The following is a 24,978-nucleotide window of genomic DNA, read 5'->3' on the forward strand; positions in this document are numbered from 1 at the left end:
GCGATCAATCAACCGAAATGCAGAATAGATCTACCATTTAGCCTGATTCCTGCAAGAAATTTTTCTCACCCACTCCCGTGCTACTCTGGATTCGACTCCAGGGCACTCGAATCGGTTCGATCGTTTTTGTGGCTGTGCTTACCGCCTTCACGACCAATTTCAGCCATGTGTTCCCGATCTTTGCTCACCGTTTGACCGCCCTTGCGACCAGCTTCTCTAGCCTCTTCAGGCGTGAACTCGTGGGCGGTTCCCTTTTGGTGTGCCGCTTGTCCTCCCTTACTAGCGATTTCCCGTTGCTTCTCTTTGTCCATAGAAGCAAATCCACGCTTGCTTTTCTCTGCCATGATATTTCTCCTTGTGTGGCCAGCTTTTTTTACTATGCTCCTACAAGCTAAACCTACTAAGTTTGCTTAATCTTCTGTCTGTGGAAAGAAGGCGTTCTAAAAGAGCAGAAGAAGCCTAGAAGCGCCGGATTTTCCAATAATTTCACCTTCTTGGAATTTGTCTGTTTCGCCCTGTCAGTGCTGTAAGGAAAGCACCCGATGGAATTAGATTGGCATATAGCGCCGCAAACCAACCCCAATCCTAACAGAAACCGGGTTTCTTTGAGAAGCGTTGCGTAAGCGCTGAGCCTGGTTTTGTCCTAAGTGTTTTTACGCAAATTTATCCATAACTACGGTTAAATATATTACAATTATCTTGAATGCTCAAAGCAAGGCCGGGACTATGTTTCCATTCAGCACGGCTTCCGTTGCACTCAGAACTTTGCTATAATACTAATGCTCGTCCTCCTAAAAAGCCGTTGCCTGCAAAAACAGTATGTAGATCGACAATATATAAGCTAAAACATCATCAGTGCTATAACTTTTATTAATAAATATTGCTAAATAAAAAAATAAATATTAAAATAAATAAAGTATAAACTAGCTATAAAGATACAACTTTTTTTGAGAGGACTTACGCATTGAGGCAGGGGTGCAGGGGTGTAAGGTTGCAGGAGAGAAGCTTTTCTGCCATCGATCCACCATTGAAATACGTAAATCCTGTTAAAACACTCTTTCGGTTTTTCTCGGATTCTAGAAAAACCTGAAAAAGTGGATTCAAGCAAACCAGGTAGGTAAAAAATGGCCCAGGAAGCTAAAGGAACTCTCATTATCGAAACCCCCGCCGAAAAAATAGAGCAAAGCTCACCTTACAGTGGGATTGAAATTTTTTTCAATCTCTCGGTGGATATGTTGTTTATTTTGGGTTTGGACGGCTATATTAAGCAACTAAACCCAATGTGCGAAAAAACTCTTTCTTTCACAACGCAAGAATTTATTTCCCGACCTTTACTCGAATTTGTTCATCCCCAAGACCGCGAATTCACTTTTGCACAATTAGAGAAACTTGGCAATATAGGAAATCCTATTTCTTTTGATAATCGCTTTCTCTGCAAAAACGGTGCCTACAAATGGCTATTGTGGAACGCCACTCTATCCCAGGAGGAGCAATTAATTTATGTTGTTGCTCGCGACATCACGGCAAGCAAACAGGAAAAGGAAGCTTTGCAAGAAAGCGAAGAGCGCTACCGCTTGTTAGTTGAAAGTGTAAAGGATTATGCCATTTATATGCTAGACCCCGACGGGCACGTAATCAGCTGGAATCCAGGAGCCCAACGGCTGAAACAGTATCGGGCAGACGAAATTATCGGGAAGCATTTCTCTTGCTTTTACCCCAGCGAAGAAGTACAACGGGGTAAGCCAGAAGAAGAACTAAGAGTGGCGGCAACTGAAGGTAGATTTGAAGATGAGGGTTTACGCCTGCGTAAGGACGGGTCGAGATTTTGGGTTAATGCGATCGTCACAGCTTTGCGAGACAAAAACGGACAGCTACGCGGTTTCACGAAGGTGACGCGAGACATCACCGATCGCAAGCTGGCACAAGAAGCATTGCAAAAGGCGCATGACGAGTTAGAAAAACGGGTGCAAGAACGAACCGCTGAGCTAACTGAGTCTAATGCCCTTCTGATAGAGGAAATCGGCGTTCGCAACCGTACCGAGATGGCATTGCGACAATCAAAGTCGCGATTGAAAGACCAAACAAAGCAGCTAGAGGAGGCTTTGCACGAACTTCATAGCACCCAAGCTCAATTAATTCAACGTGAAAAAATGTCTAGCTTGGGGCAATTGGTAGCCGGTATTGCCCACGAAATTAACAATCCTGTCAGTTTCATTTACTGCAATCTCGATCATGCGAGTCGCTATGTGCAAGACTTGCTGCACTTGTTACGGCTTTACCAGCAAAACTATCCGCAAAGTACGCCAGAAATTGAGGAAGCAGTTGAGGCTATAGACTTGGATTTTCTCATAGGAGATATTGCCAAACTGCTGTCTTCGATGAAGCTGGGAGCTAAGCGCATTGAGCAGATTGTTTTATCTTTGCGGAATTTTGCGCGTCACGATGAATCCGAGATGAAGTTTGTCAATATTCACGAAGGTATCGATAGTACCGTGAGTTTGCTGCAAAACCGCTTGAAGACAACAAATGGGTATCCGGGAATTCAGGTGATTCAAGCTTATGGGGATCTGCCGCTGGTTGAATGCTATCCCGGACTGCTTAATCAAGTATTTATGAATCTGCTGACTAATGCAATTGATGTTTTGGAAACCCATCAAGATGCTCGTGCGATCGCTATCAGCACCGAAGTTAGGCATGGGACGGGCATGGGGGATCGAGCTTCCCAATCAACAATTAACAGTGAACGATCGCCAATGAACCAATTTGTTGTCATCCGTATTGCTGACAATGGCCCCGGCATGACCGAAGAAGTCCGCAGTAAGCTATTTGACCCATTTTTTACCACGAAATCGGTTGGTCGGGGGATGGGCCTTGGCTTGTCGATTTCCTACCAAATTGTGGTTGAAAAGCACGGTGGTAAATTGACTTGTATATCCGAACCCGGTAAGGGGGCGGAGTTCTCGATCGAAATTCCGATTTATCAGTGCGATCGCCAGCCAGCCAAGTTGCAGTCGAAGCCAGAACCATCTACTCAGCAAAAATTAGCGCTAAGTTAAATAGGATCGCACAAGATACTATAATATTGGTTTTTGAGGATGCTTTCATGACACGATCGTCAAATGATAACGATTTCTCACAAACCCCGCAACCTAATCGTTCATCAAACGTTTGGATTTGGATTGCGGCTGGTACAGGTTGCGGCTGTTTGGGTCTATTTGTTTTAACGATTATTGCTGCCATTGCCTTGCCGACTTTCCTCAACCAAGCCAATAAAGGTCGGCAAGCGGAAGCCAAACAATATGTCAGTTCTATGCTCAAAGCCCAGCAAGCTTACAGAATCGAAAAACCTACTTTCACTAATTCATTGCCGGAATTAGATTTGGGAATCCAACCAGAAACAATGAATTATATATACAAGATTGTACCTCAGCCGGATAAGAGTAAGAGCGTAATGGTAACGGCTCAATCGAAAATCACTGGTTTGAAGAGTTATACTGGTGCCGTGTTTGCTATTAAAAAGGGTGCAGATGTTACTACTGTTACAGCTATTTGTGAAAGCAATCTCTCCACCAGTAGACCCCCGGCAATGCCAGCACCGCCCAAGGACGAAAAAAGTTTAGTTCAATGTCCTTCAGGTTCCCAAAAATTATGAAAATTACCGAGATAATTACTTGGTTTGAAAATTGGGCTCCTCCAGCTTGGCAAGAAAACTGGGATAATTGTGGCTGGCAAATTGAGCCCGGTGTGTTGGATGAACCAGCGCGGGTGTTAATTTGTTTGACGCCGACTTTGGCGGTGATGCAGGAAGCCATTTTACTGCGGGATAATGGTATTGCAGTTAATTTGATTTTTGCCCATCATCCGCTAATTTTTAGTCCGCTGAAATCGCTACGCACTGGGAATCCTATTGCCGAAATGGTTAAACTCGCCTATACCCACAAAATCGGTGTCTACACTGCCCATACTAATTTTGACCAGGTTAATGATGGTACGGCTGATGTGTTAGCTCAACTGTTGCAATTAAAGCAAGTTACGCCGCTAACGCCAACGCAAGATGGATTGGGATATGGGCGGGTTGGATATTTGGAACCATCTCTTACTTTGCAGGAGTTACTAACTAAAATACAAACTCAGTTGTCTCCTCCCGATTTGATTTTTTCCCCGACAGAAGATTTAGAAAAAACTATTGACAAAGTAGCGGTTTTGGGCGGTTCGGGAGCTAGTTTTATTTCGGCTGTCGTGAAGACGGGGGCGCAAGCTTATCTAACTTCTGATTGTAAGTTTCACCAATTTCAAGAAGCACGCGATCGCAATCTTATTCTGATCGATGCTGGACATTATGCCACAGAAAGACCGGCGTGCGATCGGCTCGTGGAAAAGTTCAAAAATTTAGGCGTAGAATGGGTGAAATTAAGCGACAAAGATGAAGATTTCCGACGATTTTACGGTGTATAAAACAGCCATGTTCGCACGCGATCGATTACAATCTCGTCCACGCAAATCCATCCCCATTCTGGCTTTAGCTGAGGACGCTTGTGAGGTGTAATAATTACCATTGTATTGGCAATCAAACTCAATTGATAAACCAAAAAAGGTAGCCGCGACTCTTCCACCAAATGCAAAGCAAAGCTGCAAACTATTAAACTATAATACCTATTGCCAATAATTCCCGATGCAATCTCTTCAAATGTATATCTTTCCGCTAATTGACCAGTGCGTTTTAAATAAGCATTGTATGTATATGGATCGATACCATCAATATCGGTAGCGCCCAACTTTTTCAGTGTTAAAGTAACTTCGCCACTACCGCAAGCCAAGTCTAACACCTTGTGCAAATCTAGCTGCCATTTTTTAACAACCACTTCAATAATTTGCTGGATTATTAACTCGTGAGGATTTTTATACTCATTGCCAAATTTATTATAAAAACCTTCGACACTGTATCGTTCGTAACCCTTTCTGATCGATTTGCTATCAGGTTGATAATTTGCTTCACCTAAACTTTGCTTGCCCATAGTTTAAATCAATGTTACAAGAGAAAATAGAAGAGTCTTTCGGAATTATTATGCTAATGTTCACGATCAACATCTTGTAGTAGCACAGCATCATTAAAATCTTGGTACGAGCCACATATTAGACATCTCCAAAAATTCAAGGTGCGTTAGCTGAAACCCTTGTAGAGACGTTTCATGAAACGTCTCTACATTCTTTTTTGGAGAGATCTATTGATGATGCTGTGCTACTACTACAGCATATTTGAACCGAAAGAACCACTTGTACAGATGATTTAGACTTGCTATAGCTAGGGACTAGGGGCTTTCTTGCTAGGGACTAGGGAAAGAAGTGTTTATAATCAAGGGTTTCAGGAATTCAGAATGCCTTAAGCGCCTTGGCGGTTGCTATATATAAAATTTTATATAAAGTTTATATTATTTTGGATAAAAATTAGAGAAAATTGAGTCTGTAATATCTAGCCCACTGAACCTAGTGGCGATCGAAGTTGGAGCAAACTGCGAAAGTCTCCTTTATTACATCTCAAACCCTCGGTAATTCCCAAGTTTGTATTGCCGTACTTGATGGGTTGGTTGATTTAAAACATCCATGTTTCCAAGACGCTGACCTGACTCAACTACCGACGCTGGTGACTGGAACAGTGAAACCGGATGGTGGGATGTCTCTTCACGGCACTCATGTTACTAGCGTCATCTTTGGGCAACCGGGTAGCCCAGTTATGGGGATTGCTCCTCAATGCAAAGGGCTGCTCGTTCCTGTGTTTCACGACGATCGCCTAAACCTATCCCAACTCGATTTAGCTCGTGCGATCGAGCAAGCGGTGAATGCAGGAGCGCACATCATCAATATTAGCGGTGGGCAACTCACCGATGAAGGCGAAGCAGAAGGGTGGCTCAAACGCTCGGTTCAGCTTTGTCAGGACAATAATGTGCTAATTGTGGCGGCAGCAGGCAATGATGGCTGTGCTTGTTTACACGTTCCAGCAGCTTTACCCACTGTGTTAGCGGTTGGGGCGATGGACGACAAAGGTCAGCCACTCGCTTTTAGCAACTGGGGCGAAACTTACCAGCAGCAAGGTATACTCGCACCTGGTAAAGACATTTTAGGCGCACAGCCAGGAGGCGGAACAACCCGGTTAAGCGGTACCAGTTTTGCTGCGCCTGTCATCACGGGAGTGGCAGCACTCTTATTAAGTTTGCAGATTCAGCGGGGAGAAACGCCCGATCCCCAAAAAGTGAAGGAGGCAATCTTAAAAAGTGCGTTGCCCTGTACAACTGCTGATGGCTCTGCTCAACAACAGTGTTTAGCTGGCAAGCTCAATATTCCTGGTGCTATTGAATACTTATTTGGAGGAACTGTGTCAGACTCTTCGGAAACGGTTGCGGCTTCTGGTTGCGGCTGCGGTGGGACAGAACAAAGCGAGGTGAAATCATCCGATCATCGCTCTCTTGGTGAGGCGGAGGATTTCATGAATGCTCAACCCCTAATCCCAAGTGTTGCATCTGTGCAACCTGCTGAAGTTGTTGCCACTGCACCTATTAATCAATCTCAGGTGGTTACAAGTTCAGTTGCTCCCTCAACTCCCGCCTCTTCGATAGCTACGCCATCCACTCACTCTATAACTTCTCAAATACCCGCTATGACTCAATCTGCATCAAACTTTGTCACCGCCAGTCAAGCTCCCAGCGAACTCGCTGACAGTCAGCTTGTCTATGCTTTGGGCACATTAGGCTACGATTTTGGGACGGAGGCAAGGCGAGATACCTTCAAACAACTGATGCCTGCTTATAGTATTGGTGGGGTGACCGTGCCAGCAAACCCTTATGATGCTCGGCAGATGGTAGATTACCTGGCGGCTGCTCCTTCGGAATCGCGATCGCTAATTTGGACATTGAACATTGAATTAACTCCAATTTATGCGATCGAGCCACAGGGGGCTTTTGCACGAGAGACCTACGCAGTTTTGCAAGAGCTGCTGGCGGGGCAAATTCAGGCAGAAAGCAGCGAAGAATTTGTCGAGCGGGTAAGTATTCCGGGACTATTGACCGGGCGTACTGTGAAGCTATTCTCTGGGCAAGTAGTGCCGTTGCTGGCACCGCAAAACCCACGCGGAATGTATGGCTGGAAGATTAATACACTGGTAGCTGCTGCGATTGAAACGGTGCAAACCACTGTCGGAGATGCCCAAGAAGACGCAATTCGGCGGACGTTGGGCAGTTTCCTCAACCGGATTTACTACGATTTACGAAATCTCGGCACTACGTCTCAAGATCGGGCGCTCAACTTTGCGGCGACGAATGCGTTCCAGGCGGCTTCTACGTTTGCTGAAGCGGTAGCAACGGGGATGGAACTGGACAGCATCACGGTGGAGAAAAGCCCCTTCTGTCGGTTGGATAGCGATTGTTGGGATGTGAAGCTCAAGTTCTTTGACCCAGAAAACAGCCGCCGTGCCAAGAAGGTGTTCCGGTTCACGATTGATGTCAGCGACTTGATTCCGGTGACGCTGGGCGATGTGAGAACTTGGTCTACGCCGTATTAGGTAGTGCTGCGCGAACAGTCTTCTTTCCAATAGAAGCGGTCAGACCCACCGACTGAGCTATGCCTCGACAACGGGATCAAACACAAACTACAAAAATGGAGAAAAACTCTCATGGATCACAAAAACTTGATGCCCCAAGTGGCACAACCCGTCAACCGCATCAGCAGTGGACAATTGCCTGCCGAACTCGCTGAACTGTCGGAAGAAGCCCTGTCCCAACTGGGTGAAGATGCCTCCAGTAGTTCATCAGTACTAGCCTCAGAACGATAGAGTGGGGATTGGGGATGTTCTTATGACGGAGACGACGCGGAGTAAGTTCCTGGGCTACCCCAGACTTCTTTTCCCCTCAAATCTGCCTCCTTTCCTGTCTAGGAGCCTGGTTAGCCCGGATGAATTGAGTCGCAATTGCCCTCACATCGGGGGTTTGGGATACCTGGCACCTGGCAGGAGGAGGAGATGAGGGAGCAGGGAGAGATGAAGGTGGGCTTGAATTCACTGACTTGTTGGTTCGATTCTTTTCACTCCTTCCATCTTTCCCGCTTCTTGTATTTCCCTTGAAGTCTAAGCCTTGTTTTAGGCAATAGAGAAACACCTCCCGGCATTCCCACCGTTGCAGCTTAAATTCTCGGTTGTTACATCGAGTTGTGATGTGGTAAGCATACCCAGCCTGAAAGTGACGACGTTTTCTCGGCATAAGATTAAGAATATTCACGAGACGTTTTGGATCGTCCCAGCCATAACACACCCCAATTCACTTAAAGGAACCAAACCATGAAACTTCCCAAACAATCTCCTCCGGTCAAACGTCCCGATTTAATCCAACCCCATGAAGCCGTCGATGTGGTTCACGGCACTGTAGAACAATTGGTTAATATTCGGATGAAATTACTGCATGGGGCGAACTTCAACGATCCAGCAGCCTTTGAGTACCGCAGCTACAATCAACTCAAAACTTCTGGGGGCTGCGGTTGCTTTCGCGGTTTCGCTGGTTCTGCGTTTTTCTAGTTCAGTTCCCTGAATTTTCATGTTCACCAGATGAGGGAGATGTATAGCAGCTATGGCTAAATCAAAAAAACGTCAAGAAGCTACGCCTGAATACTTGTTGGAGTTTGATGGCAGCACAACTTGTATAAAAATTTCCGATCGTAGCAGCCTGGACGTGCTGAATAATTTTACGCTCGAAGCTTGGGTGAAACCGAAGCGGTTGAGTGGGGTACAACGAATTGTCTCCAAACCCTCCGCCTATGGGTTTGGCTTAAATGGTGACCAAATTCGTTTCACCATTTACGGTAAGCAAGATTACGACATGACTCAAGCTCCTCTGTCTGTCGATACTTGGGTTCATTTAGCGGTCGTGGTTGATACCGATAATCAAGCATATTTTTATGTGAATGGGGTGATGGTGCAAGCGGTGCCTGGAACTCAGCCCGCGAACAAAAGTAGCGCCTCCTGTATGATAGGCAACCAGGGAATTGGCAAAGGCGAGTATTTTGCAGGTCAAATAGCTGATGTGCGAATCTGGAATGTGGCGCGACAGGAACAGATCCAGGCAAATCGCTTGCGCCGTTTGGAAGGTACTGAACCAGGTTTGGTAGGTTACTGGTTGTTGAATGAGGGTTCGGGTACGATCGCCCATGACAAAACCAGTTTTGCCAATCACGGTACAATTACTGGCGGTGCGACTTGGGTGCAATCAGACCTGCCGATCGCGGCAGAAGAATCTGGAGAACTGAGCCAACCTGCAACCGCCTCACCAAATGTCGCACCTAGCCCTTCGCCAGTATCGGATAAACAGTTTATACCAGTCGAAGAATCTCTAGGACTGAGCGAACCGGCAACCGCCCCGCCAAATGTCGCACCCAGCCCACCAGAAACCTCTGTAGCATCTAGCACTCCCCCTACATCAAGCCCTGAGAGCGCTCAACCTATCCCTCCTGTTGCCTTGCAGGGTCGGCAGATGGTGTTGGTGCTGGATGAAAAACACCAGGGTATTTCTGCGGGTAGAGGGGCGCTAAACCTCCAAGGGCGGTTCACAATTGAAGCCTGGGTGTATCCGGCTACTGCGGCTGGCAAGCAAGTGATTTTTGCTGAAGCCGAAACGCTGTTTTATTTGGAAGGCGGCAAACTCAAGTTTCAGACACCACTGGCTAAAGAGGCGATCGCATCCGGCAACGCAATCCAGCCACAAAGCTGGTATCACCTTGCCGTCGTCAGGGCGGGAAGTCGTCCTGGTGCTACCAAGCTCTATATTAACGGCGTACACAACGACAATCAAATTGCAATTAAGGCAGTTGTGTCCTCTGGCAATACCTATCTGGGCGGACATCCCGACGTGCCAGAATCCTGCTTTCAGGGCAAGCTGCTGGAAGTGAGGGTGTGGCGATACGCGCGATCGCTTTCAGAAATTGAGGCAAATTGGCTGTATCCCCTCACAGGTCGGGAACTCGGTTTAATGCGCTGCTGGTCTCTTGATGAGAAATTGGGGACAACCCTTAACGATAAGACAAGCAATCGGGCAGTGGGAACATTCAGCGGTGATGCTGTTTGGGAGGAAGTGGAAATCCCGCTGAAGCTGAAGCTAGACCCACAGGAAGTGCTAGTGCGATCGACTGGATTGGAAGATTACGGCTACTGGTTTAGGGAGATGGCGAAACAACAAAAAACAGAGGCAGAGCCCCCATTTCGTCGCGGTCGAATTTGGGTGTAAGGCTTTGGGAAAGTAGGGGGAGAAGAATCGTCAACAACCCCACCCACTCTTGGGATGGGGCTTAGGACTGGAGTTAAGCTGCTACGCATTTAATTTGTATGTTTAGCGGGAGTGGGAGAGTGGGGGAGTGGGGGAGTGGGAGAGGAATTGAAGGTTTGATTGCCGGATTAGAAATATCCGAATTAGATGCGTGTTAGCTTATAGCAACCTTCTTGGCAGTTAGGACATTCTGAATTCCTGAAGCGTTGGCGGATTCTAAATCCTTCTTCCCCTAGTCCCTAGCAAGAAAGCTCCTAGTCCCTAGCGCAGCGCGGCAGAAATAATCCACCAGTTCAGAAGTAGTTAAATGACTTACGCTCAAAGGATTTTTGACTTTTGACTTTTGACTTTTGACTTCCGCTCTTCGGCACTAGCTATATATGTTGGCCATGACCCGATTCGTCTACGATCAATTTGCTAAACAATACTTGCAAGAACTTCTCTCACCTTTAGGGCTTGTAAAAACGAGTCGGGATATTACTGCTGAAGTCCGAGAAATTGATGTCTTATTTGTGCCTCAAAATCACAACGAGAACGCAATTAAAACATTAGGACTTTTGGGAAAAATAGCAGCAAATTCTGCTATAATTGAACCGTTTAGGAATCCTGTTAATACGGATGATATTTGCAGTTGCATCGGCAAACTTTTCGATTTTCATGCTGAGTGCAACCGACTCGCTAACCGAGAAGAAAAACCACTTCTCCCAGCCGATCGGACTCGGCTTTGGATTTTATCGCCAACTCTTTCTAAACCCATTTTGGACAGTTTTGGTGCTAACTTAGAACTGGAAAGCTTTGGGGAGGGGGTTTATTGTCTACCGCCAGCCTTCCGAACCGCAATCGTTGTCATCCATCAACTTCGTCGAACCCCTGAAACTCTCTGGCTGCGACTGTTGGGAAAAGGAAGCGTTCAAAAAAGCGCGATCGCAGAACTCAAATCCCTACCAGACACAATGCTATTTAAAGATAGCATTCTCGAACTTTTGTCGAGTTTGTTCGCTATTTTAGATGCTCGTCAAGACTTAGATTCAGAAGACCGGGAGTTAATTATGGAACTATCACCATTATACCTAGAACGAATTCAAGATGCGACCAAGCAAGGAATTGAGCAAGGAATTGAGCGAGGAATTGAGCGAGGAATTGAGCGAGGAATTGAGCGAGGAATTGAGCGAGAAGCTGTTTCCTTCATTATGCGATTGCTGAATCGTCGATTTGGGTCGATCGCTCCCGATGTTGAGGAACGAGTCCGCGGTTTACCCGTTGATCGCATTGAAGATTTGGGAGAAGCGCTGCTTGATTTCCAGAACGCAGCAGATTTAACAAACTGGATTGAGAATGCTAATTAAACAAACTCTTCAAGTAGCCTAGTCTACTTTCCGACCCAAAGCGATCGCACCTCTCAATACACAGGCAAGCGATCGCCTTTCACCCTAGCCTTCTCCAGCCACTCTTGATAAGATCGATTCAGTTATCCAGGCTCGATTGCTATGCAACTGACCATTAACCTGCCGGAACCTGCTTTTAAACGTTTGTCTCGCCTTGCGGAGTTGACGAACCAACCCCTGTCAGAGTTGGTGGTTCAGAGTATTGCTGGAAACTTGCCACCTGCGATCGAAACCGCCCCTATTGAAAGTCAGGCTGAATTATTGACCCTGCAAACGCTGAGTATTGAAGCTTTACGGCAAATTGCCCAAGGTCAGATCCCGTCTATCCAGCAAAAACTTCATGTCACACTTCTAGAAGGTAATCAGGAAGGATTGCTGACGGAAGAACAACAGCGAGAATTGCGGGAACTTTCATTGGCAGCAGATCAATTGATGCTCAAGAAAGCTCATGCCTGTGCCATTTTGCGCTGGCGAGGGCAGCCGATCCGTGATTTGAACCAGCTATCTGCCGATTAAGACATGGCTTCAGTTCCTCAGTCAATTCGTCAGCAAGTGATTTCAGAGGCAAACCAATGTTGCGAATATTGTCAAACTCAACAACGTTTAATCGGAATGCCGCTTGTGATTGACCATATTATTCCGCGTTCAATGGGTGGGAGCAGCGATCGCGCTAACTTAGCCGCTTCTTGCTATCGCTGCAATGAGTTTAAGAGTGCCAAAACGGATGCAGTTGATCCCCTGACTGGAGAGCGAGTTTCTCTATTTAATCCCCGTCAAAACCATTGGGCTGAACACTTTGCTTGGGCACAAGAAGGAACACTTATTGCTGGCTTAACCGCAACAGGGAGGGCTTCGGTTGATGCTCTCAAACTTAATAACGAGTATGTTGTGGAATCTCGCAGAATTTGGGTTGCTGAAAATTGGCATCCTCCCAGTTTTTGATGAAGCGATCGCCCTAAATGTATCATAAAGGCGATCGCCTAAATACAGTCTTCTTTCATACAGAAGCGGTCAGACCCACCGACTGAGCAAACCTCGACAACGGGACAAACACAAATTACAAAAGGACAAAAACTCTCATGGATAAACAAAACTTGATGCCAATAGCGGCACAACCCGTCAACCGGATCACCACTGGACAATTGCCTGCTGAGTTGGCGGAACTGTCGGAAGAAGCCCTGTCCCAACTGGGTGAGGATGCCTCAAGTAGTGCCTCTATAGCGGCCAGTTCCGCCGCTTGGCTGGGCCCGGCGTTTTGTTCTTATGACGGAGACGACGCGGAGTAAGTTCCTGCTTTCCCCCGGAATCAATTTCCTCTCAAAACTGCCTTTCTTCCTGTCTAGGAGCCTGGTTAGCTCGGATGAATTGAGTCGCAACGGCTGATACCATCTGGCTTTCCTACCTGGCACCGGGGAGGAGAAGAGGAAGAGGGAGATGAAGGTGGGGTGGGATTGGGTGGACTGACTTCAACTTTGTTGGTTCGATGCCGTTCCCTCCTTCCATCTTCTCTCCTACCTCCTTTGAGGTTTTCCTGGGATAGGATAAAGCGATCGCACTTCTCATTACACAAATAAGCGATCGCACTTCTTAATACACAGATCGCTCTTCCCACTAAACAGATCGCTCTTTTAAATAATCTAATTGAAACATCGGTCAGACCCACCGACTGAGCAATGGCTCGACAACGGGACAAACACACAAAAGACAAAAACGGAGAAAAACTCTCATGGATCACAAAAACTTGATGCCCCAAGTGGCACAACCCGTCAACCGCATCACAACCGGACAATTGCCTGCTGAACTGGCTGAACTGACTGAGGAAGCCTTGCAACTGGATGGCGACTCTGCTAACTCTGCTGCTGTGTCCGCTTGAATTTGGCGTAGATTTTTTGTTCTTATGACGGAGACGACGCGGAGTAAGTTCCTGCACTACCCCGGAATCAATTTCCTCTCAAATCTGCCTTGACTCCCTTCCAGGAGCCTGGTTCGCCCGGATGAATTGAGTCGCAATTGCCGATACCATCTGGCTTTCGGATACCTGGCACCTGGCGGCAGCCCCAGAGGAGGAAGCAAGAGGAGGAAGCAGGGGAAGATGAAGGTTGAGTTGAGTTGACTGACTTGTTGGTTCGATTCTTTTCACTCCTTCGCTCGTCCCTGCTTCTTGTGGTTCTCTTGAGGTCTAAGCCAGCTAGGAATTTATTTCCCCAATGAGATTTTCTGGCTGGCTTACTTTTCGGGTTGTATCGCTGGCAGAATCCTCGGTATTTCCGGGCGCATTCTTCCAAGCTGTTGCCCAATTGCAAAAAAGCCGGATGCCATTGAGTTAAACCATCATTTGTTAGCTGGTCATGGAAAGAGCAGATGCCCAAAAAAGTCAGAGAATTGAAACAAACGTTGCAGAAAGCAGGATTTGTACTTCTGCCTAAACGTGGAAAGGGCAGTCATTCTTACTGGGTTCATCCCCTCCTGTCAAAACCTATCGTAATCTCTGGCAAAGATGGTAAAGATGCTAAACTGTATCAAGAAAAAGATGTTATGGAAGCACTAGCAGAACTGGAGCAATTACAGCAAGGAGAAGAATGATGAAATATAGCATTTTGATTCAGTGGTCTGAAGTTGACCAAGCATATATTGCCAGTTTGCCGGAGTGGGGTCAATACGCTCGTACTCACGGTGAAACCTATGAATCAGCCTTAGAGAATGCCAGAGAAGTTCTAGAAGATTTGGTTTATGGCTACGAGCAGACAGGAAAATCGCTACCAGATCCACAAACTCTTCAAGTAGCCTAGTCTATTTTCTCGCACAAAGCGATCGCACCTCTGACTACACAAATAAGCGATCGCACTTCTCATTACACAGATCGCTCTTCCCACTAAACAGATCGCTCTTTTAAATAATCGCACTTCTCAATACACAGATCGCACTTCTTCCAACTTCCATATATGTCGATTTAATTGATTGAATTGTTAAGATTGAATTTACCGCTTGATTTGAAAGAGTAGGGATGATATAAAATAATTGAAACATCGGTTAGACCCACCGACTGAGCAATGGCTCGATAACGGGACAAACACACCAACTCAAAAATGGAGAAAAACTCTCATGGATCACCAAAACTTGATGCCAATAGCGGCACAACCCGTCAACCGCATTACCACTGGACAACTGCCAAGCGAACTGGCTGAACTGTCGGAAGAAGCACTGTCCCAACTGGGTGAGGATGCCTCTAATAGTGCATCTGTACTAGCGTCCTTGGGGAGTGGGATGTGTGGGTGTGGGATGTGTTCTTATGACGGAGACGACGCGGAGTAAGTTCCTGGGCTACCCCGGAATCAATTTCCCCTTAAAGCTGCCTTTCTTCCCGTCTAGGAGCCTGATTCGCCCGGATGAATTGAGTCGCAATTGCCGTCACATCGGGGGTTTGGGATACCTGGCACCTGCCCCTGCCAGTCGGAGGAGATGAGGGAGCGGGTGGAGATGAAGGTGGGCTTGAATTGACTGACTTGTTGGTTCGATTCTTTTCAGTCTTTCCATCTTTCCCGCTTCTTGTGGTTCTCTTGAGGTCTAAGCCAGCTAGGAGTTTATTTCCCCAATTACATTTTCTAGCTGGCTTACTTTTCGGGTTGTACCGCTTGCAAAATCCTCGGTATTTCCGGGCGCAGTCCTCCAAGTTGTTGCCAAGGGTTAAGAATGCTGGATGCCACTGGGTTAAGCCATCATTTGTTAGCTGGTCATAGCTGCCATAGTTGCTGAACTCATAGAAGAAGCCCGAACGAATTTTCGCAGCTTTGGGGTTCCCGTGAATGTAGCGTAAGGTATTGAGCGCCCGCTCTCGATCCCCAGCCGGAAAGCCATCACAAAAATATCGCCTCTCCCAAAAGTGTCCCGTGCGATTCAGCATCCGGTTAAAGCACATTGCGGTATACCAGTTGAGAAAGTGCATGATTTTGGGCAAATCATCGGTTTGAGTTGGTTCAATCAAATAATGAATGTGGTTTGACATAATGCAAAGCCCATATAGCTTAAACTTGTATTTGTCAAGAGCCTGCTTGATGGCATAGAGAAACACTTCTCGGCATTCCCACCGTTGCAGTTTAAATTCTCGGTTGTTACATCGAGTTGTGATATGGTAACTATATCCAGCCTGAAAATCGCGCTTTTTTCTGGGCATAAGTCTTCAATATAATCTAGGTTTTCAACAGAGTTAAACATCAAAAATCAAGCGATGAAAATTCCCCAAATCAAACCTCATTTTCGCGTCGAAATCGTCGAACCAAAAAATGTCTATTTACTCAGCGAATATGCCACCTACGCGCTGACGGGTGGCCTCTATTGCCAAATTCTTCCTCTGCTCAATGGTGAGCATACGCGAGAAGAAATTATCCAAAAACTTGATGGGCAAGTTCTCCCCGAACACCTAGATTATGTCCTCGATCGCCTCTACGAAAAAGGCTACCTCACTGATGCCGCCCACAGTCTCACCCGCGAAGCTGCCGCATTTTGGAGCCTGCTTGGTGTAGACCCGCAAGCAGTGAGCGATCGCCTATCAGATACTAAAGTGTTCGTGACTGCGATCGGAGGTATCGATCCACAACCTTTAGTTGAATCTTTAGAGGCGATCGGGTTAGCAGTAAAAGAGTGGCAAAAAGACGCGCCCAAACCAGACGGAACTTCCCTACTGGTAGTGCTAACAGATGACTATCTCCAGCCAGAATTGAGTCAAATTAATCAAACTGCACTACAAAATCAGCAACCTTGGCTATTAATTAAACCGATGGGCGGTATGCTCTGGTTTGGTTCCATTTTTCATCCCGGAGAAACGGGTTGCTGGCAATGTCTCGCCCAGCGGCTTAACGGCAATCGAGAAGTAGAAACATCCGTTTTGCGGCAGAAGAAAGCACAGGAAAAAGGATGTTTACCCACAGCTTTTGCGGGATTACCTTCGACAGTGCAAACTGCGATCGCATTAACCACCACCGAAATTGCTAAATGGTTGGTGAAACAGATAATTCCCGAATCAAAAATTCAGACATTAGCCGGAAAAATCATCACTCTCGATCAGACGAATTTCACCCTAAAAACCCACACAGTTTCTCAACGTCCCCAATGTCCCGCTTGTGGCAATCCCGATTTAATTAGTCAACAAGTTAATCAAGCGATCGCCCTCACCAGTCGCAAAAAGCTATTTACTCAAGATGGCGGACATCGCGCTTTTACACCAGAGCAAATTCTGCAACGCTACGAGCATTTGATTAGCCCGATTACCGGAGTCGTCAGCGCCCTAGTACGGGTTTCTGACCCCAACAATCCCTTCGTGCATACCTACAGCGCCACCCATGCTTTCGGTACTTCTACCAGCCTCAGTAAGCTGCGAAAATCATTAGGACATAAAAGCGGCGGTAAAGGGAAAAGCGATCGCCAATCTCAAGCCAGCGGATTTTGTGAAGCGGTCGAACGCTATTCTGGCATCTATCAAGGCGATGAACCGAAAATCAATGCTAAGATTGCCGATTTGGACAATTCAGCCATTCATCCGCAAGAGTGTTTGCTATTTAGTGAGACTCAATATCAAAACCGGGAGGAATTGAATAAAAAGGCGATCGTCGATCACGATTGGATTCCCAAACCCTTTGACGCACAGCAGGCTATTGATTGGACACCCGTATGGTCATTAACTGAGCAACGGCACAAATACCTCCCCACCGCCTTTTGTTACTACGATTACAAACTCCCCAAAGAGCATCGCTTCTGTTCTGCTGATTCCAACGGTAACGCTGCCGGAGGAACCCTAGAAGATGCCATTTTACAGGGATTTTTGGAACTGGTAGAGCGGGATAGCGTCGCCATCTGGTGGTACAACCGCCTCTCTCGTCCCAGTGTAGACTTCGCCAGTTTCAACGAACCTTACTTATTAGATTTGCAGAATTGGTATCGCAGCCAGCAACGCGAACTGTGGGTACTCGATTTAACCACAGACCTGAATATTCCCGCTTTTGCCGCCGTTTCTCGCTATATTGGCGGCGGTGATGAACGCATCATCACCGGATACGGAGCGCATTTCGACCCGAAAATTGCGATTTTGCGAGCTGTCACCGAAGTTAATCAAATTGGATTTGCTGTAGACCAACAGGATTATTCAAAAGCTTCAGACTCCGCCTTGTATTATTGGTTTACCCAGGCAACCTTAGCCAATCAGCCTTATCTCGCACCTAGCACTCAGCAACCAGCGAAACTGTACGCAGATTACCCGCAGCAGTGGAGTGATGATATCGAGCAAGATGTCTTAACCTGCGTGGAAGTCGCCAGAAGTGCAGGACTAGAAATGCTGGTGCTGAACCAAACCCGCCCCGATATTGGTTTACCAGTGGTCAAAGCGATCGTACCTGGTTTGCGCCACTTCTGGTCAAGATTTGGGGCGGGACGGCTGTATGATGTGCCTATAAAACTAGGATGGCTTCCTATGCCCTTGACTGAAGACCAAATGAACCCGATGCCAATGGTATTTTAATAAAATGTCCGATTTATTCACCCTTTCTTTCCGCCCCGATATCGCCCTCACTGTTGAAGGCGAGCGACTGATACTGCAATCGGCTCAACATCGCCTGACGTTACACCCTAAACCGGGATTGCGATCAGCATTAGAACACCTGAAGCATTCAGCTTACACGCTTGCACAACTTACAACGTTAGTAGTGGAAATCGATGGAGTTGAAGATGGCTTAGAATTTGAGTCTGAATTACAAAAGCTAATTAGCCTTGGCTGGATTTGTCATTCTGTTTTACCGTTGGCAACTGCGATCGCGATCGCAGAAAATTATCAATTTGTTGTTCCTGTTTTTGGTTGGCAACAGCCTTGGTTGGTGAGCGAAGCCGAACCGTTGATGCTGTCTCGGTTTGCCTTTCTGCGACAAGAAAAACAACAGTTTGTTTTAGAATCTCCCTTATCCAAAGCCAAAATTATTCTGCTAGATTGGCGGGCGACAGCCTTAATTGGCAAACTGGCTCAAGTTGATGCCTCATTCACATTAGAAACTTTAGCCGATGGGCTGATTGATGTAGAGATAGCAAGAGCGTTTATACAGTTGCTCATAGCAACCAAAATGATCCAGCTAGAACCCGAAAGTAAAGCCTTAGCCGAATGGCAATTTCATAACCTGCTGTTTCACCGCCAAACTCGTTTACAGCGATTAGACGAGCCACCTAAAACGGAAATTCCTCAATTTGAGGATAGCGAGCGATCGGCAGTTTTGAAACCGCCCATGAGCCAGCAGGTAATTTCCTTAGACAAACCTAACCTAGAAGCCTTAGCCAAAACCGATATTTCACTCACCCAGGCGATCGAATCCAGACAATCAATTCGGGAATACGGCGACCAACCCATTACATTATCTCAGTTAGGAGAATTTCTGTATCGCTGTGCGCGAGTCAAAGAGGTTTACACCCCTGAAGATGATCTGATGAACATTGGAGAATGCACAAAACGTCCTTATCCCTGCGGCGGTGCATTATATGAACTGGAAATTTATGCAGTAATTAATCGCTGTCAGGGATTGGATGCAGGATTATACCACTATCAACCCCTCGCCCACAGATTACACCAGCTTACCGAACAAAATCCCGATGTGGAAGCTTTACTCTATGATGCCTGGAAATCAACTGGACAACAGGATATCCCCCAAGTTCTTTTAATTGTGACTGCCAGATTTGGGCGGCTATTTTGGAAATATCATGGCATCGGTTACGGTTTAATTTTGAAACATATTGGTGTTTTGTATCAAACATTTTATCTCGTTGCAACTGCCATGAAATTAGCCCCCACTGCGATCGGCGGCGGTAACTCCGAACTGTTCGGCAAAGCTGCCAACCTTAACGAACATGAAGAGTCGTCAGTTGGAGAATTTATGTTAGGTTCTCTGAAACAATAAAAAGTCTTGTTCATCTTCAATAATTTATTAAATCTCTAAACTTCTATGCCTGACTTAATTACCATTCCTGGCTTTGCTGAACTCCAAGCTCTTACACTCGGCGACTCCCGCATTAAAATTGCCGTTTTGGACGGCCCTGCCGATTTCGATCGCGCTTGCTTTCGCGGTGCAAAATTAAGTAGAGTTAAACCTTTTTGGCAGCAAGATTTAGAGCCAATCGATCCTTTTTATATCCAACAGGAAGTCAAAATTAGATCATTAGGCGATAAAAAGAAAGCTCTCAAGAAAGCTAAGAAAGCCCAGGAAAACAGCAAAGCAGAGACACCAAAGCCATCACTATCCAATGATAATAGTGAGTTAATCGCGGCATCAGTTGCTCAGATTACACCATCAGATTCAGGAAAATTACTGGGTGTCACGACAACCATTTTTAATGCCTCGCTGGAATATACAGATGCACCATCGCGATCGCAATATCGCCAGTTAAGTAACTCGAAGTTATTGGTAAGAGAATCCGAACCGCAGCAAAAACCACTGAAACTAGAAATACCCTCAAATATTGACTATGACTCCGCAATTGAAGCATTAGAGGCAGAGATTCAAGCCTTAGAAGACACCATTCCTAAACCAGTGAAAGAACGTCTAGGAGGTATCTTTCATGCGACTGGTATTTTTGGCACAATGTTTGGGCAACCCGGTTCTCCCGTTGAAGGCGTGGCCCCCTACTGCACCGCCATTAATATTCCCCTATTTGAAACCGCAAGTAGCGATGAATCACTATCTCCCCTGAATATGGCTCATGCCTTTAACCTGGCATTGAAATTGGGAGTAAATATTATTCATTGTGCTGCCTGTCATCCTAATCAAAGTGGTTTTGCTCACGAAATGATTCAGAAAGCAGTGAAGCAATGTCAGGACAATAACATTCTAATTGTGGCTCCCAGTGGCAACAACAAAGGCGAATGGTTTTGCGCTCCAGCGATTTTGCCGAATGTTTTGGCAGTGGGAATGATGAAAGACGATGGACAACCTGCCAACTATAGTAACTGGGGTGGACAATATCAGCAACAGGGCATTTTGGCACCGGGCGAAAACATCCCAGCGGCACTACCGGGCACCGATGAACCTACTCGGCAAGAAGGCACCAGTTTGTCGGCTCCACTGATGACTGGTCTTTCTGCTTTGATGATGAGTCTACAATTGCAACGGGGGGAACAACCAAATGCCGAAGCTGTGCGGATGGCTTTTCTTAATAGTGCGATTCCCTGCGATCCTCAAGAAGTTACAGAACCGGAACGCTGTTTAGTTGGTAAATTGAATATTCCTGGTGCTTATCAATTGTTGACTGGGAAGACTTTATCCAGCATTCAACCATCTGCTGCTGAAGGAATAGGGAATAGTGAAGTAAGTCTACAATCCATAGTTCCAACTAATAGCAATTCTGTACTAGAGAGTTCTGAACCTGCGGTAATAACAGTTTATCAGCCTATTAGTGAGGTTCAGAGTTTTCCTGCTACTGAACTTGTCACGGCTTCAACAACATTTGTAGAGATTGCCTCTGATTCAGGGGCAGGCACGGGGGCCAGCCCATCTGCGATCGCCTCCTCTGATGGAAGAACAAACCCCTCTAACATAACCCCTAGCGCTGTCTCCAAAAAAGTTTACGCCCTCGGTACCATTGGCTACGATTTCGGCTCTGAAGCCCGCCGCGACACCTTTAAACAATTGATGCCTGCGATTAACGTTAATGGCGTATTAGTTCCCGCCAATCCCTACGATGCTAGTCAGATGGTTAATCATCTGGAGTTAAACCCTGCGGAGGGTAAATCTCTAATCTGGACGTTGAATCAGGAACTCACCCCCATTTACGCGCTAGAACCGCAAAAGGCATTTGCTAACGAAATCTATGCTGTCTTTCAAATGCTGCTGGCTGGACAAATTCAGTCTGCATCTAGCGACGATCGCATTGAGCGAGTCAGCATTCCCGGTACTCTGACCGATCGCACAGTCGAACTCTTTTCTGGTCAAATTGTCCCTGTCCTCGCCCTACCAAATATACGAGGAATGTATGGTTGGCAAGTCAACGCCCTCGTCGATGCAGTAGTGAACACCATCAGTCCCGAAGCTACCGAACCGGATATTGTGAGTATGCGACGTTCTCTCAAGAGTTTTCTGCATCGTATTTATTATGACTTGAAAAACTTGGGACAATTGGATCGCGATCGCGCTCTTAACTTCGCCGCCACTAACGCCTTTCAAGCTGCTACTACTTTCTCTGAAGCGCTGGCGAGTGGAATGGGACTAGATAGCATTGAAGTTGAGAAAAGTCCCTTCTGTCGCCTAAATAGCAACTGCTGGGATATAAAGCTGAAGTTTTTCGATTCGGAAGATAGCAAACGATCCAAAAAGGTGTATCGATTCACGATCGATGTTGCCAACATTATGCCAGTTACATTAGGCACAGTGCGATCGTGGTCTGTCCCACGTTAGTGAGTGGAATTATTTTTTAATTGTGGCTGACAAATCCATTTCCACAGAGGATGACTCGCACCCTGTTGGCGAATTCGGTTTACTTGTTTTTCCAGACGGCTCTGTTCTTCTTGTGGCATTCCTATTAAAATATTACGACTTTGCCAGACCAGAACAGAAGCAGTCATACCGATACATAAAGCGAGTCCCAGTGCTGGTAGCCGATTATAAACAAGACCGTACTTAACAGCTACCCAAGTAAAATTTTGCTGCAATAAAGAAATTTCCGAACGCAATCCCCACAGACTTAAGGAACCAACAATCAGCCAAAGCAGTACAACAAACAACCACCTACCCCAGACTGTGAGATTGTATAATTTTTGTACTTCCTGTTGGAACTTTGGGTCAAGTTGGCTAGCTGCTATTTCAGTAGGTTGGTCGGAATTTTCTTCCAGTTTATCCATAAGGACTGTATTCGCAAAGAATTGGCAGTTGAAACCTTCTATCTTTCTAACATTCAAACGCTTCTAATATCGTCAGGACTACCAGAGTCATCAATCTCCTGTGGGCCTTGTGCGGGAACGGGAATAGCGCGACCTGTGCGTTCCCTCCACCAAGCTAACAAAGTACTAGCGATGAAAATACTGGAATAAGCACCTGTGGTAAAGCCAATAATTAGGGCTAGGGCAAAGTATTTCAGGGTTTCTCCGCCAAATACGAAGATAGAAAGCAATGTCAGCAATACAGTGAATGTGGTGTTGATCGATCGCGTTAAAGTTTGATTGACCGCATCATCAACAATATCGGCGATTAAACGATTGCCATCTTTACTGATAATTTCCCGAATGCGATCGTAGATCACCACAGTATCGTTAACCGAGAAGCCGATAATCGTCAGAAGGGCAACAATGAACAAGCTATCGACTTCCAGTCCCATCACCAAGCCCAAGATAGCGAAAATACCAATGGTAAGCCAAATATCGTGGAACAAAGCCACGATCGCAAAAACGGCGTAGTCTAACTGAAACCTAAAACTGAGGTAGACCACAATACCGGCAAAGGAAATCAGCAAAGCCAATAAGCCAGAATTGAGCAGTTGCTTCCCGATCGTAGGGCCAACCGTATCAATTTGAATCTTCTTGGGATCGAAAGTGCCGATTTTTTGACTGATGGCAGTTTGCAACTGAGTGCGTTCCTGCGGTTTGAGGTCTTTTGTACGAATAGAAAGACCTTGCTTACCGACTAATTGGACACTGGTATTAGCTAAACCTTGAGCGTCTATGACTTCGCTGACTGCGGTAAGGTCGATCGGTCGATCGCAATTATTGGGTACTGTACAATCCAATTCAAATTGCAGCCGCGTGCCACCGACAAAATCCAGACCGGGACGCAGGGGGACGCCAATTTGCGACCAAGAAATCAGCATCGCAACGAGACCGCCGATCAGGATAGCGGCAGAACTCATCCACCAAAGCGATCGCTGCTTGTTTACTTGTAATTTCATGACTTTACCTCAACTTTTTTGGGGGCAAATAACTCCGGTTTGCGTAGTTCGGGAATAGCGATCGCAACCATCAACAGCGTCCGGCTACAAGTAATCGCCGTAAACATACTCACCGCCACACCGAGTGCCAGCGTCAAAGCAAACCCCTTTACCAAACCAGTACCCAACCAAAACAAAGCTGCACAAGCAATCCACGTCGTCACGTTACTATCCAAAATACTCGAAAAAGCGCGGTAAAATCCCGACTCAACTGAACGATATAAACTCTTACCCGCACGCAATTCTTCCCGCGTCCGCTCAAAAATCAGCACATTGGCATCAACCGCCATGCCGATACTGAGGATAAAACCCGCAATTCCAGGCAGCGTCAAAGTAACGTTGAGCAAAACGAAGCAGGCTAGCGTCAGCAAGCTGTAAATGATCAAAGCCACATCTGCAATTAAACCGGGTAGTCGATAGTAAACCACCATAAATATTAAGACGAAAGTCAAACCACCCGCACCTGCGTAGATACTGCGTTGGATGCTGTCTCGCCCCAAAGTGGCACCCACCGTGCGGTTTTCTACTATTTCCACTGGAACAGGCAGGGCCCCACCTTTGAGCTGAATCCCCAAGTCCTGCGCTTCTTGTACCGTAAAGTTACCGCTAATCTCAGCACTTCCGCCCGAGATACCAGTTTGAGCATACTGAACATCAACGGTAGCAGCGCTGATCGGTTCGTTATCTAGAAAAATGCCCAGGGTGCGTCCAGTACCGGCAATGTTTTTAGTCAGATTCGCGAACATCTCGCCCCCTACACCATCAAAGCGCAGCGCTACTGCCCAATTATTGCCACCTTGATCGGTCGTAGCGAAGGCATCTTTGAGGTTTTTGCCTGTCAGTGGGGGGTTTGTGCGTTGGTACAAACCTTGGATCGCTTCGTTGCTGCGGTTTATTTTCGCCTGAACTTGTTCGAGGGCAGCTTTATCCCCAGCTTTTTTAAACTTATCCCGATCGGCCAACAATTGCCGTCTTACCTGTTGTTCGGCAAACAGCTGCGCTTCCGTACCGGGCTTTTGTTCGCGAAAATCCAGCTGAGCTGTTCCACCCAGCACTCTTTCCGCCTGTTCCGGGTCACTCACCCCCGGTAACTGCACCACGATCTGATCCTGCCCCACAGTTTGCACCAAAGATTCGGAAACTCCCAGACCGTTAATGCGATTATCGATTACTCTCCTAACCGCTTCCAAAACTTCAGGGGTAATTACCTTGACTTCCGCTGACGGTTTCACCTGAATCGTCAGTTGTGCCCCACCTTGGAGATCCAATCCCAACCGGATTGGCACCAAAGCAATTACTGTGATGGCAGCAATTACCAGGACTAAGATCAAAGCCAATAAGGAACGCTGTTTTTGCAT

25 protein-coding genes are annotated in these 24,978 nt (G+C 46.5%); 18 read left to right on the forward strand and 7 right to left on the reverse strand.

Annotation, left to right across the window (positions count from 1 at the left end; all coding sequences use genetic code 11):
• Positions 1–80 precede the first annotated feature (80 nt).
• A complete protein-coding gene (locus LAY57_RS03935; RefSeq protein WP_249064997.1) occupies positions 81–344 on the reverse strand; it encodes a con-10 family general stress protein in 264 nt (87 codons plus the stop codon).
• Between the two features lie 780 nt (positions 345–1,124).
• Between LAY57_RS03935 and LAY57_RS03940 the strand changes: the two genes are divergently transcribed.
• Genes LAY57_RS03940 through LAY57_RS03950 form a run of 3 tightly spaced genes read left to right on the forward strand, consistent with a single transcriptional unit; the run spans position 1,125 to position 4,455 of the window.
• Positions 1,125–3,056, forward strand: a complete 1,932-nt coding sequence (locus LAY57_RS03940; protein WP_249064998.1) for a PAS domain-containing sensor histidine kinase — start codon at positions 1,125–1,127, stop codon at positions 3,054–3,056.
• Positions 3,057–3,103: 47 nt separating this feature from the next.
• Complete coding sequence (locus LAY57_RS03945) at positions 3,104–3,652, forward strand: type IV pilin-like G/H family protein (protein WP_249064999.1); 549 nt, start codon at positions 3,104–3,106, stop codon at positions 3,650–3,652.
• Positions 3,649–4,455, forward strand: a complete 807-nt coding sequence (locus LAY57_RS03950) for a Nif3-like dinuclear metal center hexameric protein (protein WP_249065000.1) — start codon at positions 3,649–3,651, stop codon at positions 4,453–4,455. Before LAY57_RS03945 ends, LAY57_RS03950 begins: the two co-directional genes overlap by 4 nt.
• On the opposite strand, the gene LAY57_RS03955 is transcribed toward LAY57_RS03950, so the two are convergent.
• Positions 4,443–5,015 carry a class I SAM-dependent methyltransferase gene (locus tag LAY57_RS03955; protein ID WP_249065001.1) on the reverse strand — a complete coding sequence of 191 codons (573 nt, stop codon included), beginning with the start codon at positions 5,013–5,015 and terminating at the stop codon, positions 4,443–4,445. The genes LAY57_RS03950 and LAY57_RS03955 overlap by 13 nt on opposite strands.
• A gap of 485 nt (positions 5,016–5,500) precedes the next feature.
• Between LAY57_RS03955 and LAY57_RS03960 the strand changes: the two genes are divergently transcribed.
• The 8 genes from LAY57_RS03960 (at position 5,501) to LAY57_RS03995 (ending at position 12,969) form a co-directional block, all read left to right on the forward strand.
• Positions 5,501–7,552, forward strand: coding sequence for a S8 family peptidase (locus LAY57_RS03960; RefSeq protein ID WP_249065002.1), 2,052 nt, complete (start codon positions 5,501–5,503; stop codon positions 7,550–7,552).
• Positions 7,553–7,663: 111 nt separating this feature from the next.
• Positions 7,664–7,822: a DUF5837 family cyanobactin class RiPP gene (locus LAY57_RS03965; protein ID WP_249065003.1), complete on the forward strand. Its 159-nt coding sequence runs from the start codon at positions 7,664–7,666 to the stop codon at positions 7,820–7,822.
• A gap of 501 nt (positions 7,823–8,323) precedes the next feature.
• Complete coding sequence (locus LAY57_RS03970; protein ID WP_249065004.1) at positions 8,324–8,557, forward strand: cyanobactin biosynthesis system PatB/AcyB/McaB family protein; 234 nt, start codon at positions 8,324–8,326, stop codon at positions 8,555–8,557.
• 52 nt (positions 8,558–8,609) lie between these two features.
• The gene (locus LAY57_RS03975; protein WP_249065005.1) at positions 8,610–10,259 is read left to right on the forward strand and encodes a LamG-like jellyroll fold domain-containing protein; all 1,650 of its coding nucleotides are present in this window, start codon (positions 8,610–8,612) and stop codon (positions 10,257–10,259) included.
• 428 nt (positions 10,260–10,687) lie between these two features.
• Positions 10,688–11,644: a DUF4351 domain-containing protein gene (locus LAY57_RS03980; protein WP_249065006.1), complete on the forward strand. Its 957-nt coding sequence runs from the start codon at positions 10,688–10,690 to the stop codon at positions 11,642–11,644.
• A 141-nt stretch (positions 11,645–11,785) separates the two neighbouring features.
• Complete coding sequence (locus LAY57_RS03985; protein WP_249065007.1) at positions 11,786–12,199, forward strand: hypothetical protein; 414 nt, start codon at positions 11,786–11,788, stop codon at positions 12,197–12,199.
• A 3-nt stretch (positions 12,200–12,202) separates the two neighbouring features.
• Positions 12,203–12,625: an HNH endonuclease gene (locus LAY57_RS03990; protein ID WP_249065008.1), complete on the forward strand. Its 423-nt coding sequence runs from the start codon at positions 12,203–12,205 to the stop codon at positions 12,623–12,625.
• Positions 12,626–12,762: 137 nt separating this feature from the next.
• Positions 12,763–12,969: a DUF5837 family cyanobactin class RiPP gene (locus tag LAY57_RS03995; RefSeq protein ID WP_249065009.1), complete on the forward strand. Its 207-nt coding sequence runs from the start codon at positions 12,763–12,765 to the stop codon at positions 12,967–12,969.
• A gap of 65 nt (positions 12,970–13,034) precedes the next feature.
• Here the strand turns inward: LAY57_RS03995 and LAY57_RS04000 are convergent, their stop codons facing one another.
• Positions 13,035–13,295: a hypothetical protein gene (locus LAY57_RS04000; protein WP_249065010.1), complete on the reverse strand. Its 261-nt coding sequence runs from the start codon at positions 13,293–13,295 to the stop codon at positions 13,035–13,037.
• Between the two features lie 114 nt (positions 13,296–13,409).
• Here LAY57_RS04000 and LAY57_RS04005 point away from each other — a divergent pair, with 114 nt between their 5' ends.
• The 4 genes from LAY57_RS04005 (at position 13,410) to LAY57_RS04020 (ending at position 14,995) form a co-directional block, all read left to right on the forward strand.
• Positions 13,410–13,556 (forward strand): DUF5837 family cyanobactin class RiPP, encoded by a 147-nt coding sequence (locus tag LAY57_RS04005; RefSeq protein ID WP_249065011.1) that lies wholly within the window; start codon positions 13,410–13,412, stop codon positions 13,554–13,556.
• 488 nt (positions 13,557–14,044) lie between these two features.
• Positions 14,045–14,266 (forward strand): type II toxin-antitoxin system HicA family toxin, encoded by a 222-nt coding sequence (locus LAY57_RS04010; RefSeq protein ID WP_249065012.1) that lies wholly within the window; start codon positions 14,045–14,047, stop codon positions 14,264–14,266.
• Positions 14,263–14,472: a type II toxin-antitoxin system HicB family antitoxin gene (locus LAY57_RS04015; RefSeq protein WP_338022349.1), complete on the forward strand. Its 210-nt coding sequence runs from the start codon at positions 14,263–14,265 to the stop codon at positions 14,470–14,472. The genes LAY57_RS04010 and LAY57_RS04015 overlap by 4 nt, the downstream gene beginning before the upstream one ends.
• A 313-nt stretch (positions 14,473–14,785) precedes the next feature.
• Positions 14,786–14,995: a DUF5837 family cyanobactin class RiPP gene (locus LAY57_RS04020; RefSeq protein WP_249065013.1), complete on the forward strand. Its 210-nt coding sequence runs from the start codon at positions 14,786–14,788 to the stop codon at positions 14,993–14,995.
• 31 nt (positions 14,996–15,026) lie between these two features.
• Here LAY57_RS04020 and LAY57_RS04025 read toward each other — a convergent pair whose 3' ends face one another.
• Positions 15,027–15,854: a transposase gene (locus tag LAY57_RS04025; protein WP_249065014.1), complete on the reverse strand. Its 828-nt coding sequence runs from the start codon at positions 15,852–15,854 to the stop codon at positions 15,027–15,029.
• A gap of 54 nt (positions 15,855–15,908) precedes the next feature.
• On the opposite strand from LAY57_RS04025, the gene LAY57_RS04030 reads away from it, so the two are divergent.
• The 3 genes from LAY57_RS04030 to LAY57_RS04040 are packed head-to-tail and all read left to right on the forward strand — an operon-like array spanning position 15,909 to position 22,098.
• Positions 15,909–18,191: a TOMM precursor leader peptide-binding protein gene (locus LAY57_RS04030; RefSeq protein WP_249065015.1), complete on the forward strand. Its 2,283-nt coding sequence runs from the start codon at positions 15,909–15,911 to the stop codon at positions 18,189–18,191.
• 4 nt (positions 18,192–18,195) lie between these two features.
• Positions 18,196–19,608, forward strand: a complete 1,413-nt coding sequence (locus tag LAY57_RS04035) for a SagB family peptide dehydrogenase (protein WP_249065016.1) — start codon at positions 18,196–18,198, stop codon at positions 19,606–19,608.
• Positions 19,609–19,653: 45 nt separating this feature from the next.
• Entirely contained in the window at positions 19,654–22,098 is a 2,445-nt protein-coding gene (locus LAY57_RS04040) for a S8 family peptidase (RefSeq protein WP_249065017.1), read from the forward strand.
• Here the strand turns inward: LAY57_RS04040 and LAY57_RS04045 are convergent.
• The 3 genes from LAY57_RS04045 to secD are packed head-to-tail and all read right to left on the reverse strand — an operon-like array spanning position 22,095 to position 24,978.
• Complete coding sequence (locus tag LAY57_RS04045) at positions 22,095–22,541, reverse strand: hypothetical protein (RefSeq protein ID WP_249065018.1); 447 nt, start codon at positions 22,539–22,541, stop codon at positions 22,095–22,097. The two genes, LAY57_RS04040 and LAY57_RS04045, sit on opposite strands and share 4 nt — an antisense overlap.
• Before the next feature lie 53 nt (positions 22,542–22,594).
• Positions 22,595–23,581 (reverse strand): protein translocase subunit SecF, encoded by a 987-nt coding sequence (gene secF / locus LAY57_RS04050; protein ID WP_249065019.1) that lies wholly within the window; start codon positions 23,579–23,581, stop codon positions 22,595–22,597.
• Positions 23,578–24,978 carry a protein translocase subunit SecD gene (gene secD, locus LAY57_RS04055; RefSeq protein ID WP_249065020.1) on the reverse strand — a complete coding sequence of 467 codons (1,401 nt, stop codon included), beginning with the start codon at positions 24,976–24,978 and terminating at the stop codon, positions 23,578–23,580. Before secD ends, secF begins: the two co-directional genes overlap by 4 nt.

Origin of the sequence: Argonema antarcticum A004/B2 (assembly GCF_023333585.1) — a bacterium.
GTDB classification, from domain to species: Bacteria; Cyanobacteriota; Cyanobacteriia; order Cyanobacteriales; family Aerosakkonemataceae; genus Argonema; species Argonema antarcticum.